The sequence below is a fragment of the Alcaligenes sp. GCM10023179 genome (assembly GCF_042653705.1).
Classification (GTDB): Bacteria; Pseudomonadota; Gammaproteobacteria; order Burkholderiales; family Burkholderiaceae_B; genus Alcaligenes; species Alcaligenes phenolicus.
Genome location: NZ_JBHSIQ010000003.1, coordinates 174,455 through 190,934, shown reverse-complemented (window position 1 = coordinate 190,934; position 16,480 = coordinate 174,455). Strand labels below are relative to the sequence as shown.

Below are 16,480 nucleotides of genomic sequence, written 5' to 3'. Positions count from 1 at the left end.
GGCCGCGTCTTTCTTGACTCGGCCTGCTGCTCTGAGTACCGTGATGAGCACGTTTCATCTAGTCCGGGTTTCATCATCATGCAGGTAGCACACTTCAGCCAGAACACCTTGGGACGCGATATTGCGGTTGGCGATATTCACGGTTGCTTCTCCAAGCTGAAAACGTCTTTAAAGCGGATTCGTTTTGATCCGTCCAAGGACCGCCTTTTTTCGGTGGGCGATCTGGTGGATCGCGGTCCGGAGTCGCATCATGTTCTGAAGTGGCTGGACCTGCCCTGGTTTCATGCGATTTGTGGCAATCACGAGCAGCTGACCTGGCGGCGGGCGATTGGGCAGCCTATTCAGGAAGTGGATCATCGCGTGCATGGTGGGCTATGGCTGGACGATTGCACCTCGGACGAGCAGGCACTGATCGCTCAACGTCTGCAAGCCCTGCCTTTGGCGATGGAAATAGAAACGCCCTTGGGACTGGTGGGTATGGTTCATGCCGACTTTCCCTACGATAATTGGCAGCACATTCATACCGAGGGTTTTGATGCCAATGACCGCTATGTCTGTATGTGGTCCAGGGATCGCTATGTGACTGGCTACGATGGCATGGTAGAGGGTCTTCGGGCTTTGGTGCATGGGCATCAGACGACGCACAAGATGCGGCAATTAGGGAATGTGTTTTTCATTGATACCGGCGGGTGGCTGGATCATGGGCATTTCACCTTGTTGGATTTGAAGCGCTTGGTGGCTTTGTAGGGTCTTTCGGCTCTTCGCTCGCAATTAGAGATTGTTTTTGCCTAATTAGTCTCTGGGAAGGCGCTGCTTCGGTCCTGCTGGGGTGTCGGGGCTGAGCACTGGCCGGCGCTGCGCGCCGGTACCCTTGTCGAGAACTCGATCGGGGCGCATCCTGAACTCGCCGGGTACTTGGTCCCCCGGACCAAGTACAAGCGTCCGGCTCAAACAGCAGGATGCTTGTACCCCCGATCGAGCCCTCGCCTGCGGCCAGTACTCTGAATCGCCCCAACACCCCAGCAGGACCGAAACAGCTCTCAGCGATTACTTGCAAAGACAATCCTTATGCGGCAACTGATTGCTGCTTATTGGTTTACTGAGTGCTGATGGCTAATGGCTAATCGCTGATGTTCGACTCGCCTTGAACACGGAATCAATGACACTACGTCTGATGACGTACAAACCTGTCTTCGTCAATGTCGGTACTGGCCTCGTCTCTCGATGTATCTACGATTACCTGAACAACAACCATGGTGACAGGTGCTTTGGCTTCAAAGACAAGCTACATGCTACAGATTACAAACTACAGCTTGGTGCTCCAGGAGATCCTCAACAAGACTCATGCTCCAATGAAGCACCAGGCACTCGATAACTAGCAGTTGGTCCCAATTTCTCTATCCCTCACCCTCACCGCCAACTGTTGAAAACGACGATTAGCCAATAAACCTCGCCCCTCCCCCTCAAGCCCCCTGCGCACCTACGGCAACAGAAAAAACCACATATAGCCAGATCCCAAAAGAACGGAAGTCTCATATTGATAGTCATTGTGAGCCGGTCTGGGCCGGGGGGCCGTCCTCTGGGCGATTCAGGCTTCTTGCCGCAGGCGGGCTTGCTATTCGGGGTTCAAGCGTCCTGTTGTTTGAGCGAAATGCTTGTGCCTTGTCCGGGAGACAAGGCACTTTCGCGAGTTCAGGATGCGCCCGAATAGCAAGCCTGACCAGGGCACCGGTGCGCAGCACCGGCAAGGAGCCAAGCCCGGAGGACGGCCCCCCGGCCCAGACCGGCGTTTTCACGAGTCACTATCTAAACATGCAGGCTCTCCGCACTCCTTATCTCCCAACCCTCCTGCTCCACCCCCCCCCCCACTCCTCAACACTCAGGAAAACGAAGAAGAAGAAGAAGAAGAAGAAGAAGAAGAAGCCCAAAACAAAACCGCCTCAGTTCCCAAAAGAAACTGAGGCGGTCTCATCTTCAAACAAACAGCAAACAGGCCAAAGGCTTACTTCTCCACGCCCCCACCCAAGATCACGCCGTTCACTTCCTTACCGTAGTAACTTTCCTCGCCATCATGGAACTCCACACGCGCTTGCTCAACCGTCCCCTTCTGACGAGCATCCTTGGGACGCTCATGACTGTTGATGTAAGCCGCTACGTCCCAAGCATCCTGATCGGACAAGGAGAACGGTTTACCCAAAGGCATATTGGCCTTGATGAAACCAGCAGCCGTATCAATACGAGCCATCCCTGCACCCCAGTTATACGAGTTGGGGCCCCACAAAGGCGGGAACACCACGCCACTTTCGGCATCCTTCTGCCCCTGGCCATCGACCGCATGACACAAGACACAGTTGTTGGTATAGACCTCTTTACCGCGTGCTACGTCATAGCCCAGTTCAGTCTTTTTAACTTTGGGGAAACCAGCACCCGGCAACTTCTGACCCGTAGGTGCCCCATCGGACATCCAGTACATATAAGTCATCAAGTCACGATACACGTCGCTGCCAGCGGGCGGCGCAACACCCGAGGGCGAGGCCTGCGCATTCATGGAATAGGTAAAACAGCCAATGATGCGATCTTCCAGCGTGCTGATCGCCTTGGTCTTGGCACGATAGGCGGGATAGCTGACATAGGCTCCCCACATAGGCGCAGAGTGTTCACGACGACCACCGTCCAGGTGGCAGTTCACACAAGCCAAAGTATTGCCCACGTGATCCGACACCGTGGTCGAGGTTTCCATAAAGATCTTGTGACCGCGACGAACCGCCTCGCCATACGGCGTATCCGGAATGCTGCTCTCTGGCGGAGGCACGTAGTAACCATCTGCGCCTACCGGCATACCAGCCGTGACCGAATGCTTGTCCTTGCTCTGTGCCTTGCGATCGGCTTCCATGGCCTCACGACTATAGGTGGCCTCGCCAAGCTGGATGGTGCCCTTGTCGGGCGAACCCAGGGAAAAGGACAACCAACCCTTGGCGTTCATGCCATAGCCAATCGCAAAAAGCAGCACACCAATACCGGCCCCCCAGGCCAGTCTGCGCCCACCCGACATGGTGGATTTGCTGCGACCATTTTTTTGAGTGTCTTTCATAAAAAGCTCTCTGTTCTGATCTTATTTCGCCTGCTTGCCATTGGCTGGCAGCGAGGCGGCGTAATAGGAAACCGCATACAGGTCCTCGTAGGACAAGCGCGATGCGATGTCATCCATCAGGCTTTGCGGCGAGTTGTGACGATGACCACCTTTCCAGGCCGACAACTGACTGAACAAGTACTCGGCCTGCTGCGCAGCCAACGGCGGGAAAGACGTACCTACGCCTTCACCCTGACTGCCGTGGCAACTGATACATGCAGGCACGTTCTGCTTCCAGTCCCCTTTATGGAACAGGGCTTCGCCACGGGCCAGGTTCGCTTCCGAACTGGGCACATTAATGGCAGGAGCAGGCAGCTTGGCGTAGTAAGCAGCCAGCTCTTTCATATCCTCAGGCTTCAAACCGCGAGCTACGTACTGCATGGACTCGTTCAGGCGTGTACCTTGAGCAAAATCCTCCAGTTGCTTGAGCAGATACGCCTCGGGTATACCGGCCAAACGAGGAGTGATGCCTGCGCCTTCACCGGCCTCGCCGTGGCAGGAAGCACAGCTCCACACACTGCCCTGCCCCGAATGCACCAGTACGGGTGCATCCTTCAATGCGGGAATGGCTGGCACCACAGGGGTGCCGCCTGCATTGGAAGCAACAATAGCAGCGGTCGGCTTGTCCGCTGCGGCATGTGGCGCCAGATCGTGCAGGTAAAGACCCACACCGGCCAAGGCCAAGGCGAACAACACAGCCAACAGGAAGATCGGAATGGGACGCGGCGGCTCCCACGGCTCGAAGGTGGGGTCGATGTTCTCGACCTGGGGCGAACTAGAAACTTTTTCCATTGTCATGACTTGTCCTATTTAGCGCCCGAATCCGTCGAGGCTTCAGCGGGGCGACGATCGTAGCCACGGTCACGTTTATCCAGTTCCTGCGCGCTGGTCGCATAGGTGCGATCCAGAGCCAGCAGGTACTCCACCAAGTCCAGCGCTTCCTTGCGAGCAACCACATGCTTGCCCGCAGGCTGCAGGGACTCTGGCAAACGCACCACTACATCGCCTTCGGAAACCTGGTCCTTCAGTTCGAACATATAGGGATAGGACGGCATCAGGCTCCAGTCAAAAATCGCACGGGGCTGATACAGGTGGGTCAAATGCCAGTCACGGCTTTTCATGCGCGCACCGACGTTAAACAGGTCCGGACCGGTACGCATGGTGCCCAGCAGGTGGGGCGAATCGTAAAAGTAATCGCCCGGTGTAGACGCACGGCCCCAGCCACGTGCCGTATCAAACAGGGTTTGACCGGTAGAGCGTGGCTGCTGGCTGTGACAGTACAAACAGCCGTTGGCCACGTACTCGTCACGCCCCAGCAGTTGCTGGGCGGTATAGGGTTGCAACTGCTCCGGCGGTTCCGAGGTACGCAATTGCCAGGCTGGCAAAATCACCAGCATCAAGGTAGCCAGCAGCAACACGCCAATGGCCCCGATTAGTAAAGGTAAGAGTCGATTCATGACGCATCTGCCCGAGCAAGTGTAGGAGTCGCATTAACAGCGGAACCTTTGCGCAGCAAGAGCAAGGCAAAGTGAGCCGCAAAGACAAAGTGGCCCAGTGTCATCATGGTGCCGCCAATGGAGCGGGCTTCCAGATACGGAACCATCTTGCGAGTGATCTCGCCAAAACTTGAACCTGGGTCCATCAAGCCCATGCCCTGCACCACACCGGCAATGCTCAGAGCCAGCACGTAAATCGTGAAGCCTGCCGTCACCAGCCAGAAATGGGTTTTGATCAGAGCCGGGAAGGGCCAGCGACGTCCCAGAATGTGCGGCATCATGTAATACAGCGTGCCGAACATCACCATGGACACAAAGCCGTAGGCGCCCAGGTGAGCGTGACCGACGGTGTAATGCGTGAAGTGCGTCACTGAGTTCACCGAGCGGATGGCTTCCAGCGAACCCTGGAAGGAGGACAAGGTGTACATCAGCGCGCCAATCCAGACGAAACGCAGGGCCATGGATTGCTTGAAGGCCCACAGGTTCTGCGCAACGGTTACGTGCTGGTTAATGGCCACGGCAATCACCGGCACAAACATCATGATGCTGTGCACCACGGACAAGGTGACGGCCCAGGTTGGCACCGGACCGCCCATCAAGTGGTGAATACCGACCTGGCTGTAGAACAGCGCCAGACTCCAGAAACCCAGCAAGGACACGTTGTAGGAATACACGGGCTTGCCGATGATCTTGGGGATGATGTAGTACGCCGCACCCACACCCATAGGCGTCAGCCACAGACCCAGCACGTTGTGAGCAAACCACCAGTTCACGGTTGCTTGCTGAGCACCGATGTGCAGACCGGGGATGTTGGACACCAGAAACAGGAACGGAAACCAGACCATGCCGGCCAGGAAATACCAGCCCGACACATAGATGTGGCGCGATTTGCGGTTGGCGGCGGTTTCAATGGCAGGCCAGGCCAGGAAAAAGCCCCCTACTGCCAACAGAATGTCGATCTGCCAGGGGAATTCCAGCCACTCGATCCCGTCGGACCAGCCATTGGCCACGGCAATCGTACCGCCCAATACCCCCAGGGTCCACAAGGCAGCGCCGAAGTACACCATATTGGGACGTCGCAAAGGCGTATGAAAAATACGCGGCAACAACCACAGGGCCACGCCAATCCCGGTCACCGACAACCAGCCGTAAGCCACGATGTTCAGGTGCAGGGTACGCGCACGACCAAAGGTCACTTGTGCCACGTCGGCCAGCCAATCGGGCCAATGCAATTTCAGCGAGGCCATCACGCCAAACACCGAACCGATCAGCAGCCAGGTAATCCCGACCGTGACCAGAAGCAGAACCGGCCCCCGACCACTACGGTCAATACCAGCACGCAAAACGTCAAAGCGATGTGTCTGTGCTTCGTTCTCCCCCCCAAAGGAAGCACTATCATCCGGCTGACCAAGCTCACCTTTCATGAAGATGGTCTCAGCTTCGTTCTTCCCAACGAAGATCAGCTTGTTTGCCACGGCCCAGACAAGAATGCCCAGTGCCACCAAAGAGGCGACAAAACTGGTCGCCAGTAATATTCCTAATATAGGAGTCATGTGAATAAATGCCCGATATCTGTCATGCGGCTAAGCCTAAAGAAACGTCATTGCCCAAGCCGGTTTTATTAAAAAAGTAAGTACCGAGATACAAATGCAATGCAATCCACATCACAGTAGAGGATCAGGATTAAGGCCAAATTAAGAGAACTTTCCCTCTCGCCCCTGCCCTCAAGGCTGCTAACATGAACGCCGAAACGTAATAAACATCAGGCTTTGCCTGCACAAGCCGCATTTACCACAGGGGGGAGAATGCACGTTTTACTTGTTGAAGATGATGCGCTCGTCGCCAGCGGAATTGTGGCGGGCTTGCGACTGCATGGGCTGACCGTGGACCACGTGGGCACGGCCAGCCTGGCCGACACGGCCTTGCTGTCTTCGCACTTTGATGTCTGTATTCTGGATCTGGGTTTGCCTGATCAGGACGGGCTGACGCTGCTGCGGCGTTGGCGCGAACAAGGCCGTAAACTGCCCATTCTGATTCTGACGGCTCGCGACGCCCTGCATCACCGGGTTGAAGGGCTGCTGGGTGGGGGCGATGACTATGTCATCAAACCTTTTGACCTGGACGAGCTGCTGGCACGCCTGCATGTATTGACACGACGTGTGGCGGGCCACGAAACAGATTGCATTGAATATGGGCGGCTCAGTTTCTGTGCCTCCACCGGCCATGTCACCCTGGACGGCAAGCCAGTCAGTCTGGCGCGCCGCGAGCTCTCCTTGTTGCGTGCCCTGCTCAGCAAACCGCACACCATCCTGAGTGCCGAACAACTGTGCGACAGCGTCTACGGCTACGATCAGGATCTGGAAAGCAATGCCATCAATGTGCACATCTACCATTTGCGCCGCAAGCTGGGCAGCAATATTGTCGAGACCGTGCGGGGCCTGGGCTACAAACTGGGGCCTGCCGGTTAGGTATTTCACACCATGAGCCTACGCCTTAGATTGCTGCTGGTTATCGGCATTTCCCTGACCGTGCTCTGGAGTGCGGTCGCCACCTGGATGCTGATGGATGCACGCCACTCCTTGCGTGAAGCGCTGGATAGCCGACTGGCAGCATCGGCCCGCATGGTGGCTGGACTGGTAGCCCAATTTCCAAACTTGCAGGAGTTGGCCCAATCCGCAGAGCGCCCCCTGGACATCATTGCCCGAGATGGGGTGGCTTGCGAAATCAGTGTGGTGCGCAGTGAAGTAGAAATTCAGGCGGTCAGCCGAACTGCGGGTAGCCCGGATATGTCACAAGTGGCTTTGGGCTTTGGCACGCACGTGCATGGTGGCAAGCGCTGGCGCACCTTTGTGCTGCGCGAAGGCCATATTCAGATTGCTGCCGCCGACAGCATAGAAATACGCGAAGCACTGGTACGGGAAATCATGCTCTCGGCTGGCCTGCCCTTTGTCGTGGCCTTGTTTGGTAGCCTGCTGCTTTTGTGGGTTGGTATCGGTCACGGCCTGGCTCCTTTGGAGCGAATTCGGGACATGCTGTCGCGCCGTCGTCCCGGGGACGACAGCCCACTGCCCAAAGTCAAAGTCCCGGTTGAGCTGCAACCCTTGCTGCGAACCCTTGAAGAACTGCTGGAGCGGCAACAAGCCGCCATCATGCGCGAACGCCGCTTTACCGACAGCGCCGCCCACGAACTGCGTACACCCCTTACCGGAATCAAAACCCATATTCAAGTTGCCCATCTGGCTGCCCAACGTCCTGGAGAACGCAACACGCTGGATACGGCCTTGAGCCAGGCAGACCAGGGCGTGCAACAGCTACAGAACATTTTGCAGCGGCTGCTGGAGTTGGCACGGCTGGACGGGCAAAGCGCCCGAATGGAAAGTAGCCAGGCCGACGAGGCGGTATACGCTGCCCTGCATGCCCTTAAAGCCATCTACGGCGACACCATAGACCAGATCACGCTGGATATACGCAGCAAACCCGGCCCGGTGCAGATTGAAAAATCCCTGCTGACAGTGGCCGTACAGAACCTGATCGACAATGCCTTGCGCTATACCAAAGCCCAGCAACCGATCAGCCTGCGGATTGAAGCAGGAGAGCCGGGCTATCTGCGTCTCAGGGTGCTGGACCACGGTCCCGGATTAAGCGACAGCGAACGGGATCTGGCCATGAACCGTTTTTGGCGCGGCTCGCAACAACAGGCGGGCTACGGCTTGGGCTTGTCGATTGTGAACGCCATCGCCACCCAGCATGGCGGAACGCTGGAGCTGCTGAATCGCAAAAGTGGCGGACTGGAAGCGCGTCTGACCGTGCCCCTTGCCGACCAGGGCAACTAAAACCAAGCCACGCAATAAAAAAAGGCCGGAGCCCATCAGGGTCCGGCCTTTTCTGTTTGACGCGGTGCTTGCCTGTTTCAGGCAAGCCCATCATCAAAGAATTTGGATTTTAGTTGCGCATGGGCCTTTTTGGCCTGCACCTTCGATGAAGGAAACGCGTTGGTTCTCTTCCAGAGTTTTGAACCCGGTTCCCTGAATTTCACTGTGGTGTGCGAAGAGATCCTTGCCGCCGTTCTCCGGCACGATGAATCCGAAGCCTTTTTCGCTGTTGAACCACTTCACAATACCAATTTCTGTCTTCAAAATAAGTCCTAAATGTAATAACGATCAGAGAAAAAAATTTTCTCTCCCTGAACTATCCTCCGATTGCGTCCACAAAGATAGCTCCGTTACTTTTTAATTGTAAAAATCCGGAAATTCTGTTGTTTCCTGAGCTTGTCCATCCTGTTTGTCTAGCCCCGCCCTTGCATCCGGGATGCCACTGCGCACCATGTCCGGGCCAGTTGCCCCTGCCATCTCCAACACAAGAACGCCTGGGGAAAAGCGCCGCCATTTCAGCGCCAAACGGTATTTGAGGCCTGAACAACTCACTTCAGCCTATAAAAAATCCCCACGCAATCAAAGCACTCTTGGCTATACTGGCTCGCACTTAGCGGTCTACTTATCCTGATTGACGTGTGTCATGTCATGATCACGAGGAACATACAATGAATCGTAGAAACTTCCTGCTGGCCACGCCGGCTGCCGCATTTGGAACCCTGGTTCTGCCCTCTGCCAGCCTCTCGGCCCCCGCCATCATTACCAACACCAGCCAGATCCTGCCGCGCCACACCAAGGGCCCGCGCATTGTCATTTGTGGGGGCGGCTGGGGCGGAATGACGGCCGCCAAGTACCTGTCCAAGCTGGTGCCCCAGGCACAAGTGGTGCTGATCGAACGCAACCCCACGTTCTGGTCCGGCCCCATGAGCAACAAGTGGCTGATTGACATCGTCAACACGGATTTCCTGAACCACGACATGCTGGCGCCCTCCATCAAGTACGGCTACAGCCTGGTTCATGCCGAAGTCACCGCCATCGAGCGCGACAAGAAAACCGTGCGCACGACCCAAGGCGCGCTGGAGTACGACTACCTGATCCTGTCGGGCGGCATACGCAATGCCTACGATGCCTGGTTTGGCAATGACACTTACGCGGCGGAATACACCCGCCAGCACTTTCCCAACGCCTACATCCCGAATGCCGAGATGTTTGCCTTGAAGAACAAGCTCAAAGCCTTCAAGGGCGGCACCATTGTGATGACGCTGCCCCCGCCACCGCATCGCTGCCCGCCCTCGCCCTACGAGCGCGCCTGTTTGATGGCCTGGCATATCAAGACCAACAAGATTCCGGGCAAGATCATCATTCTGGACCCCAAGCCCACCATTGCCCCGATTGGCGAGGGATACCGCGCAGCCTTCCAGGAGCTGTACCCGGACATCATCACCCACGTCCCCAATGCCCGAGTGCGTGAGGTCGATCCCTTCAAGAAGCACATCAAGACCACCGCCGGCGATTTTGATTTTGACGACGCGGTGCTGATGCCCCCGCACCAGGCCGCCGATATGGTCTGGAACGCAGGCCTGATCGGTACAGGCCCCGATGGCAAACCCACGGGCTGGGCCAATATTGACCCACGCCTGTTCACTGCCCGCGACGACGACAATGTCTACGTGGTGGGGGACTCCATGGGCTTTATTTCCGACCAGTTCGGCCACTACCCCAAGAGCGCCCACGTGGCACACGCCGTAGCCAAGATTGTTTCCCAGAACCTGGCCGAACGTATCGCGGGCAAGGAAGTGGTGCCCGTGCTGCCGGATAATCTTTGCTACATGATGGTCAACGGAGATCCGCAAGAAGAAATCTCGGTCAAGTTTGAATACGAGCTGGACGCAAGCGGCAAGGTTCTGCAAACCCAGATCGATATGGATGTCCGTACCTCCGACCTTGTTCAAGAAGACTTCCAGTGGATCAAGACCCGTTTCAATGACTTCCTCTAAACTTCCCTCCCGTTTTGTCCGCCGCCGCCAGCTTGTACTGGGCAGTGCCGCCGGACTGGGTGCCGCATGGCTGCCCCTCAATCTGCATGCGCAAGTTGCCTTTGATCAATTGCTGAAACCGGCCACTGCGGCCCAGGTCCAAGCCATTGTGGACGAGTTCCTGAAAGGCGCCAGCCCAGAAGAAAAAGGCATGAAGCTGGATATGCCCGCTCTGGGCGACAACCCCGCCGCAGTGCCCGTCAAAGTGGTGCTGGACTTGCCCGCAAACGACGAGCTGTATTGCCAGGAGCTGATCATTCTGGCTCAGGGCAACCCGCATCCGCTGGCCTGCCGCTTTAACTTCACCGCCCTGGCCGGAACAACAGAAGTCGCAGTTCGCCTGCGCCTGATTGAAACCCAAACCATCCGCGCCCTGGCACGGTTAAGCGATGGCCGCGTCCTGAGCGCCCAGCATCACATCACGGTGACTGCTGGCGGCTGCGGCATGTAAACAAGGGGCACTCATGAGTAAACCACGTATCTGGATCAGCAATGCCAAGCCCAAGGCGGGCGACATTGTGCGCGTGCGCGCCCTGGTCGAACACCGTATGGAAAGCGGTCTGCGCCTGAGCAAGGAAGGCCAGGTTGTGCCGCGCAACATCATCCACGAATTCAAGGCCACCTTTAACGGCGAGCCCTTGTTCAACTGGCAGCCGGAAACCGCGATTTCCCAAAACCCGTACATTGAATTTACCTTTGTCGCACGACGTTCCGGAGTGCTGGAAATGAGCTGGACGGACGATCAAGGCGCTGTCATTACCGGCCAGACGGAGCTGAGCATCAGCGACTGATTGCGGACCAGTTCCAGCCCGGCCCCCTGACCTGCCCCATTCAGCGCCCTTAACGGGCGCTGAGTTCATAACAGTGTTCTATATAGTCATACAAGGTGGGCGTAAGGGGAATGCTACGCTGAGCGTCCTTTCCTACAACGATGCACATTGACAAGAAGAATGCCCATGTCCCTCTCTCTGGTAGGTCGTCTCCTTTTTGCCCCCGCCTTGCTCGTGGCCAGCAGTGCTACCGCACCGGCCTGGGCCAGTTCCACGCTGGACATCAAAACGGTGGCCAGCTCCTGTGCGAACTGTCACGGCCCGGATGGGCGTTCCACGACCATCATTCCCTCGCTAGCTGGCCGCCCCGAAGCGGTGTTGCTGGAGCAACTGCGCGCCTTTGCCTCCGATACGCCTCCGGCTGGCACCACCATCATGAGTCGCCTGGTCAAAGGCTACCAGGATGCGGATCTGGAAGCCCTGGCACGTTATTTCTCTGCAGTCTCCTCCACCCCTCGCAGCGTTGCGGAAGGACGTTAAGAATGAGCACCCCCTTGAACTCCTCCCGTCGCCAGTGGCTGAGCCGTGTCGGTAAAACCAGTGTGGCTGGTCTGGCCTTGAGCACTCTGCCTGTGTACGCGCGCAGCAGCTCGGCCCATGTCGTTGTGGTCGGTGGCGGCTTTGGCGGTGCAACCGCTGCCCGTTACTTGAAGCGCGGTGATCCATCCCTGAAAGTCACCTTGATTGAACCGGCCACCACCTTTTACACCTGCCCGTTCACCAATCTGTATCTGGCCGGCTTGCGCCGTTTTGAACAGCAGGGCCACGGCTTTGATGATTTGCGCGCCGCCGGTATCGATGTCATTCACGACCTGGCCACTGCGGTCGACTCCCAGGCCAAAACCCTGACCTTGGCCAAGGGCCAGAAGCTGTCTTACGACAAGCTGCTGCTCTCACCCGGTATTGATTTTCGCTGGAACACGCTGGAAGGCTATGACGAGGCCGCTTCCTTGCTGGCCCCGCACGCCTGGAAAGCGGGCGATCAAACCCGTTTGCTGAAAAGTCAGCTGGATGCCATGCCCGACGGCGGCACCTTCATTATGGTAGCCCCCGAAAACCCCTTCCGCTGCCCGCCCGGCCCTTACGAGCGCGCCAGCATGGTGGCTCACTACTTCAAGCAGAACAAACCCAAATCCAAGATCCTGATTCTGGATGCCAAAGACAGCTTCTCCAAACAGGGCCTGTTCCAGGATGGCTGGAAACAAGTCTATGGCGACATGATCGAATGGGTGCCCTTCTCCAAAGACGGCAAAGTCACTCGCGTGGATGCCGCCAAGCTGAGCGTGGAAACCGAGTTTGGCGAGATCCACAAAGCCGATGTGCTGAACGTGATCCCGCCACAAAAAGCCGGAGCCATTGCAGAACAGGCCGGTGTCACCAACGCCAGCGACTGGGTGCCAATTGACCCGCATACCTTCGAGTCCGAGCAGGTCAAGGACATCTACGTGGTGGGCGATGCCACCATTGCCTCGCCCATGCCCAAGTCCGGTTTCTCTGCCAATACGCAAGCCAAGCTGGCAGCGGCTGCCATCATTAATGCCTTGAGCGGCAAGCCTGCGCCACAGGCCACACTGAGCAATACCTGCTACAGTTTGATCGCTCCCGACTATGGCATTTCTGTGGGGCACTTGTACGCCTTTGCCGATGACAGGCTGGCTGAAGCGTCCGGCGGGGTCAGCCCTAAAGAAGCCAGCCCGGCCTTTCGCAAGCAGGAAGCCCAGTATGGCGAGGCCTGGTATGCCGCGATCAGTCGCGACATCTGGGGCACCAAAGGCTAAGTGGTTCCAACCCGGTCCTAACATCCAGCGCACATGATGAATACAGAACTTGTACTGTGGGTCAGCTTGGCCATTGGCCTGCTCTTTGGCATTAGTGGCCAGCTCAGTGGTTTTTGCTTTTATCGTGGCTTGACCGAGCGCTGGTCCGGGCGTAGCGGCTACAAGCTTCAGGGCTTTGCCCTGGCGCTGGCCGTGGCCCTGGCCGGGACACAACTGGCGGCGGGCTACGGGCTGATCAGTCTGGACAAGGTCCTGTACCTGAACCCCACTTTCTCCTGGCTGCTGGTGCCGCTTGGAGGTGTGCTCTTTGGGGCAGGCATGACCCTGGCCAATGGCTGCGGCGCCCGAGCCCTGGTTCTGTTGGGACAGGGAAGTCTGCGTTCCTTTGTTGTCGTGCTTTGTCTGGGTATCGCCGCCTATGTCACCTTGACGGGCCTGCTGGCGCCGCTGCGCATGAGCATCGCCCAAGCCAGCAGTGTCACCTTGCCCGCAGCGACCCTGTCCGAGGGTCCCCTCCGCTCTATGGTGATTGCCCTCCTCGTCGCCGCCCTGATCGCTTTTGCCTTACTGCGTCGCCAGGACGGCCAACGCCTGAATGACCTGCTGGCCGGAGCATTTGTAGGGCTGCTGATTGTGGCAGGCTGGCTGACTACCGGCTGGCTGGGCGATGATCCCTTCGAGCCTTTACCCGTCAGCTCGCTGAGCTTTGTCGCCCCGATTGGGGAAAGCATTCAATACGCCATGATCTCCACCGGCATGAGCCCGCGCTTTACCATCATGATTGTGGTGGGTGTGGTGGCCGGTTCCTTGCTGAGCGCCCTGCTGCGTCGTCGCTGGAAGCTGGAAGGTTTTGAGTCGCCCCGCCACATGCTGCGCTCCATGGCAGGCGGTGCCTTGATGGGCGTAGGTGGCGTGCTGGCCCTGGGCTGCACCATAGGCCAGGGCTTAAGCGGCTTGTCCACCTTGTCGGCCACCTCCTTGCTGGCGGTGCTGGGCATTATCGTCGGTGCACGTCTGACCTTGACCCGCCCAAGCGCCTGACTCCGTGTTTCAATAAGGGCTTGATTGACGGCGCTTCAGAATGGCCCTGGCGAGCTCCGCCTGACATTCGCTGAAGCACTCTTACCGAGCCCACTGCAATGCGACAGATCCTGCTTGTTGTCGATGTGCAAAGCTGCTTTTCACCGCCCCCCTGGCTGATCGACGGCATTAACGCCCTGAGCACCCGCCTGCCTTGCGCGGCCTTGATTGAACTGCACGACGAGTCTCAAACCCCTTTTTCCAGTCAGCTAGGCTGGTGTCCGCCGCGCAGCGATCGCTGTCTGGTCGATGCCAAACAAATCTTCATCAAGCACGGCTACGCCCCCAGCCCCGCTGCAATGGAATATTTGCAGCAATGTCAGGCTGATCGCATTCTGGTCTGCGGCATTCAAACCGATACCTGCGTGCTGGCTGCCGGGTTTGCCTTGTTTGATGCCGGGCTGCACCCCACCCTGATTACGGATCTGACGGTTGGCTCGTCCCTGGATCGCTCCGGCGAGCTGGGTATCAAATTGTGGAAACATCACTTCGGGAGCACGATCCACAGCAGCGAACTACTGGCTGAACTGGACCGGCAGTAATCACGCGCATGGGCGGGTAAAGCCGGACTTGGCTCAGCAACCCAAAGGTAGCGCCCACACGCGTCAAGCCACTACTCTGCAGCGAACCGCTCATCAAATCCGTCCCCCTGTTCTCTCTGCTGCATCAGACAAATGCTGATTGAACATTCAACCATCGCGCCCCTGATTAATCATTACGTTTAGCGTAATCATTCACCCATAAGCTTTATTGATAGCCCTATACCGCCACTGATATGGTCGTTTCCAGAAACCTGCAAAAGGTTCAATTACAAGGAGACGAGACATATGCATTGGCTATCCATTGCCGTTTTAGGAGGCATGTTCGTACTGGCGACCGCCCTACCCATCAATATGGGGCTGATTGCTTTTGTAGGCGCTTTTCTGGTGGGCACGCTGGTGGCGGGCATGGGCGCCAAGGAAATCATGGGCGGCTTTCCGGCTGACCTGTTTCTAACACTGGCCGGTATTACCTATTTGTTCGCGCTGGCTCAGAACAATGGCACGATCAACTGGCTGGTCAGCATGGCCGTGCGAGCCGTGCGTGGCCGAATCGCCGCCATTCCCTGGATCATGTTTCTGATCACGGCCGCATTGACCGCTGTAGGTGCCGTCAGCCCGGCCGCCGTTGCCATCATTGCGCCGATTGCGCTGGGCTTTGCCCGCCAGTATGGCATCAACCCGCTCTTGATGGGTTTGCTGGTGATTCATGGCGCCCAAGGGGGCGGCTTCTCCCCCATCAGTATTTACGGTGGCATCACCAACCGTGTGGTCAGCGCCGCCGGTTTGCCCTTGAATGAAATGGCCACCATGATGGCCAGCCTGAGCATCAACTTGGCCGTGTCCATTTTGCTGTTCGTGTGGATGGGTGGTTTGAAGCTGATGCGCCAGAAAGTGGACTTAAGTTCGGCAGACGTAAACGTTGCCCGCGTGGCCCATGGCTCGGGTGGTCCGCAAGTGTTTGGCGACGCTGAAGCCGAAGCCTTTGGTGAAGAGCGCAAGACCGCCCGGAAAAGCCCCGATGCCCTGGTCGAAGCCGGTAATGGTGCCAACGAGGCCCCCCACTGGTATCGCGTTCTTACCTTGGTCGGCCTGTTCATCCTGGCCGTGCTGACTTTGTTTTTCAAACAGGATATTGGCTTTACCTCGATCACCATCGGTCTGGTACTGACCTTGATGGCCCCCAATCTGCAAAAACGCGCACTGGGCCAAGTGTCCTGGCCTGAAATCATGCTGATTGTGGGTGTCAGCACCTATGTGGGCGTGATGGAATCCATGGGCACGATTGATTTTGTCGGCCATAGTGTTGCCCAGCTGACCTCTCCCTTGATGGCGGCCTTGCTGCTGCTTTTTGTGGGCGCGGTCGTGTCGGCGTTTGCCTCCTCCACCGCCGTGCTGGGTTCGCTGATTCCGCTGGCGGTGCCCTTTCTGCAAGGCGATGGCGGCGTGGGGCCGGTGGGCTTTATTGCGGCTATGGCCGTATCCTCCACCATTGTGGACGTCAGCCCCTTTTCCACCAATGGCGCACTGGTACTGGCCAATGCCCAGGGAGTGTCGCGTGATGCCTTCTTCCGTCAGCTATTGCTGTACGGTGCTGCCGTCACGGTTATTGCCCCGGTCGTCGTCTGGCTGCTGTTTGTGGTGCTCTAAAACTCCCGGCGAAGCAGAAATCCAGCTGGCCCCGGCACTTTGCTAGCCGGGGCCTTTTTGATGGGGATT

16 protein-coding genes are annotated in these 16,480 nt (G+C 57.4%); 11 read left to right on the top strand and 5 right to left on the bottom strand.

Annotation, left to right across the window (positions count from 1 at the left end; translation table 11 throughout):
- Positions 1 to 78 precede the first annotated feature (78 nt).
- A complete protein-coding gene (locus ACFPDR_RS14790) occupies positions 79 to 747 on the top strand; it encodes a metallophosphoesterase (RefSeq protein WP_088452472.1) in 669 nt (222 codons plus the stop codon).
- Between the two features lie 1,255 nt (positions 748 to 2,002).
- Here the strand turns inward: ACFPDR_RS14790 and ACFPDR_RS14785 are convergent.
- Genes ACFPDR_RS14785 through ACFPDR_RS14770 form a run of 4 tightly spaced genes read right to left on the bottom strand, consistent with a single transcriptional unit; the run spans position 2,003 to position 6,179 of the window.
- The gene (locus ACFPDR_RS14785) at positions 2,003 to 3,091 is read right to left on the bottom strand and encodes a c-type cytochrome (RefSeq protein WP_035269194.1); all 1,089 of its coding nucleotides are present in this window, start codon (positions 3,089 to 3,091) and stop codon (positions 2,003 to 2,005) included.
- A 21-nt stretch (positions 3,092 to 3,112) separates the two neighbouring features.
- Positions 3,113 to 3,928 carry a c-type cytochrome gene (locus tag ACFPDR_RS14780; RefSeq protein ID WP_035269192.1) on the bottom strand — a complete coding sequence of 272 codons (816 nt, stop codon included), beginning with the start codon at positions 3,926 to 3,928 and terminating at the stop codon, positions 3,113 to 3,115.
- An 8-nt stretch (positions 3,929 to 3,936) separates the two neighbouring features.
- Positions 3,937 to 4,587, bottom strand: a complete 651-nt coding sequence (locus tag ACFPDR_RS14775; RefSeq protein ID WP_009461016.1) for a cbb3-type cytochrome c oxidase subunit II — start codon at positions 4,585 to 4,587, stop codon at positions 3,937 to 3,939.
- Positions 4,584 to 6,179: a cbb3-type cytochrome c oxidase subunit I gene (locus ACFPDR_RS14770; RefSeq protein ID WP_031232271.1), complete on the bottom strand. Its 1,596-nt coding sequence runs from the start codon at positions 6,177 to 6,179 to the stop codon at positions 4,584 to 4,586. The genes ACFPDR_RS14775 and ACFPDR_RS14770 overlap by 4 nt, the downstream gene beginning before the upstream one ends.
- Positions 6,180 to 6,431: 252 nt before the next feature.
- Between ACFPDR_RS14770 and ACFPDR_RS14765 the strand changes: the two genes are divergently transcribed.
- Together ACFPDR_RS14765 and ACFPDR_RS14760 are read left to right on the top strand one after the other, a co-directional pair.
- Complete coding sequence (locus tag ACFPDR_RS14765; RefSeq protein WP_021446792.1) at positions 6,432 to 7,094, top strand: response regulator; 663 nt, start codon at positions 6,432 to 6,434, stop codon at positions 7,092 to 7,094.
- A gap of 12 nt (positions 7,095 to 7,106) precedes the next feature.
- Positions 7,107 to 8,459 (top strand): ATP-binding protein, encoded by a 1,353-nt coding sequence (locus ACFPDR_RS14760; protein ID WP_083053831.1) that lies wholly within the window; start codon positions 7,107 to 7,109, stop codon positions 8,457 to 8,459.
- 93 nt (positions 8,460 to 8,552) lie between these two features.
- On the opposite strand, the gene ACFPDR_RS14755 is transcribed toward ACFPDR_RS14760, so the two are convergent.
- Positions 8,553 to 8,762, bottom strand: a complete 210-nt coding sequence (locus ACFPDR_RS14755; protein WP_009461028.1) for a cold-shock protein — start codon at positions 8,760 to 8,762, stop codon at positions 8,553 to 8,555.
- 404 nt (positions 8,763 to 9,166) lie between these two features.
- Between ACFPDR_RS14755 and ACFPDR_RS14750 the strand changes: the two genes are divergently transcribed.
- From ACFPDR_RS14750 to ACFPDR_RS14715, 8 genes are all read left to right on the top strand, one after another.
- Positions 9,167 to 10,495 (top strand): FAD-dependent oxidoreductase, encoded by a 1,329-nt coding sequence (locus ACFPDR_RS14750; RefSeq protein ID WP_115635018.1) that lies wholly within the window; start codon positions 9,167 to 9,169, stop codon positions 10,493 to 10,495.
- Positions 10,482 to 10,985, top strand: coding sequence for a thiosulfate oxidation carrier protein SoxY (locus ACFPDR_RS14745; protein ID WP_115635016.1), 504 nt, complete (start codon positions 10,482 to 10,484; stop codon positions 10,983 to 10,985). Before ACFPDR_RS14750 ends, ACFPDR_RS14745 begins: the two co-directional genes overlap by 14 nt.
- A gap of 13 nt (positions 10,986 to 10,998) precedes the next feature.
- Positions 10,999 to 11,325, top strand: a complete 327-nt coding sequence (soxZ, locus tag ACFPDR_RS14740) for a thiosulfate oxidation carrier complex protein SoxZ (RefSeq protein WP_088452462.1) — start codon at positions 10,999 to 11,001, stop codon at positions 11,323 to 11,325.
- Between the two features lie 165 nt (positions 11,326 to 11,490).
- Positions 11,491 to 11,844, top strand: coding sequence for a c-type cytochrome (locus ACFPDR_RS14735; RefSeq protein WP_052159242.1), 354 nt, complete (start codon positions 11,491 to 11,493; stop codon positions 11,842 to 11,844).
- 2 nt (positions 11,845 to 11,846) lie between these two features.
- Entirely contained in the window at positions 11,847 to 13,142 is a 1,296-nt protein-coding gene (locus tag ACFPDR_RS14730; protein WP_376911344.1) for an NAD(P)/FAD-dependent oxidoreductase, read from the top strand.
- Positions 13,143 to 13,175: 33 nt separating this feature from the next.
- A complete protein-coding gene (locus ACFPDR_RS14725; RefSeq protein ID WP_376911342.1) occupies positions 13,176 to 14,183 on the top strand; it encodes a YeeE/YedE family protein in 1,008 nt (335 codons plus the stop codon).
- 98 nt (positions 14,184 to 14,281) lie between these two features.
- Positions 14,282 to 14,764, top strand: coding sequence for an isochorismatase family protein (locus tag ACFPDR_RS14720; RefSeq protein ID WP_035269181.1), 483 nt, complete (start codon positions 14,282 to 14,284; stop codon positions 14,762 to 14,764).
- A 285-nt stretch (positions 14,765 to 15,049) separates the two neighbouring features.
- Positions 15,050 to 16,411, top strand: a complete 1,362-nt coding sequence (locus tag ACFPDR_RS14715) for an SLC13 family permease (protein WP_009461047.1) — start codon at positions 15,050 to 15,052, stop codon at positions 16,409 to 16,411.
- Positions 16,412 to 16,480: the final 69 nt, after the last annotated feature.

Bases quoted from the DNA above. Each gene is read 5' to 3' on its own strand.
- ACFPDR_RS14785 (WP_035269194.1), bottom strand. From the start codon at position 3,091: ATGAAAGACACTCAAAAAAATGGTCGCAGCAAATCCACCATGTCGGGT.
- ACFPDR_RS14790 (WP_088452472.1), top strand. From the start codon at position 79: ATGCAGGTAGCACACTTCAGCCAGAACACCTTGGGACGCGATATTGCG.
- ACFPDR_RS14745 (WP_115635016.1), top strand. From the start codon at position 10,482: ATGACTTCCTCTAAACTTCCCTCCCGTTTTGTCCGCCGCCGCCAGCTT.
- ACFPDR_RS14770 (WP_031232271.1), bottom strand. From the start codon at position 6,179: ATGACTCCTATATTAGGAATATTACTGGCGACCAGTTTTGTCGCCTCT.
- ACFPDR_RS14720 (WP_035269181.1), top strand. From the start codon at position 14,282: ATGCGACAGATCCTGCTTGTTGTCGATGTGCAAAGCTGCTTTTCACCG.
- ACFPDR_RS14765 (WP_021446792.1), top strand. From the start codon at position 6,432: ATGCACGTTTTACTTGTTGAAGATGATGCGCTCGTCGCCAGCGGAATT.
- ACFPDR_RS14730 (WP_376911344.1), top strand. From the start codon at position 11,847: ATGAGCACCCCCTTGAACTCCTCCCGTCGCCAGTGGCTGAGCCGTGTC.
- ACFPDR_RS14775 (WP_009461016.1), bottom strand. From the start codon at position 4,587: ATGAATCGACTCTTACCTTTACTAATCGGGGCCATTGGCGTGTTGCTG.
- ACFPDR_RS14760 (WP_083053831.1), top strand. From the start codon at position 7,107: ATGAGCCTACGCCTTAGATTGCTGCTGGTTATCGGCATTTCCCTGACC.
- ACFPDR_RS14735 (WP_052159242.1), top strand. From the start codon at position 11,491: ATGTCCCTCTCTCTGGTAGGTCGTCTCCTTTTTGCCCCCGCCTTGCTC.
- ACFPDR_RS14750 (WP_115635018.1), top strand. From the start codon at position 9,167: ATGAATCGTAGAAACTTCCTGCTGGCCACGCCGGCTGCCGCATTTGGA.
- soxZ (WP_088452462.1), top strand. From the start codon at position 10,999: ATGAGTAAACCACGTATCTGGATCAGCAATGCCAAGCCCAAGGCGGGC.
- ACFPDR_RS14780 (WP_035269192.1), bottom strand. From the start codon at position 3,928: ATGACAATGGAAAAAGTTTCTAGTTCGCCCCAGGTCGAGAACATCGAC.
- ACFPDR_RS14725 (WP_376911342.1), top strand. From the start codon at position 13,176: ATGATGAATACAGAACTTGTACTGTGGGTCAGCTTGGCCATTGGCCTG.
- ACFPDR_RS14715 (WP_009461047.1), top strand. From the start codon at position 15,050: ATGCATTGGCTATCCATTGCCGTTTTAGGAGGCATGTTCGTACTGGCG.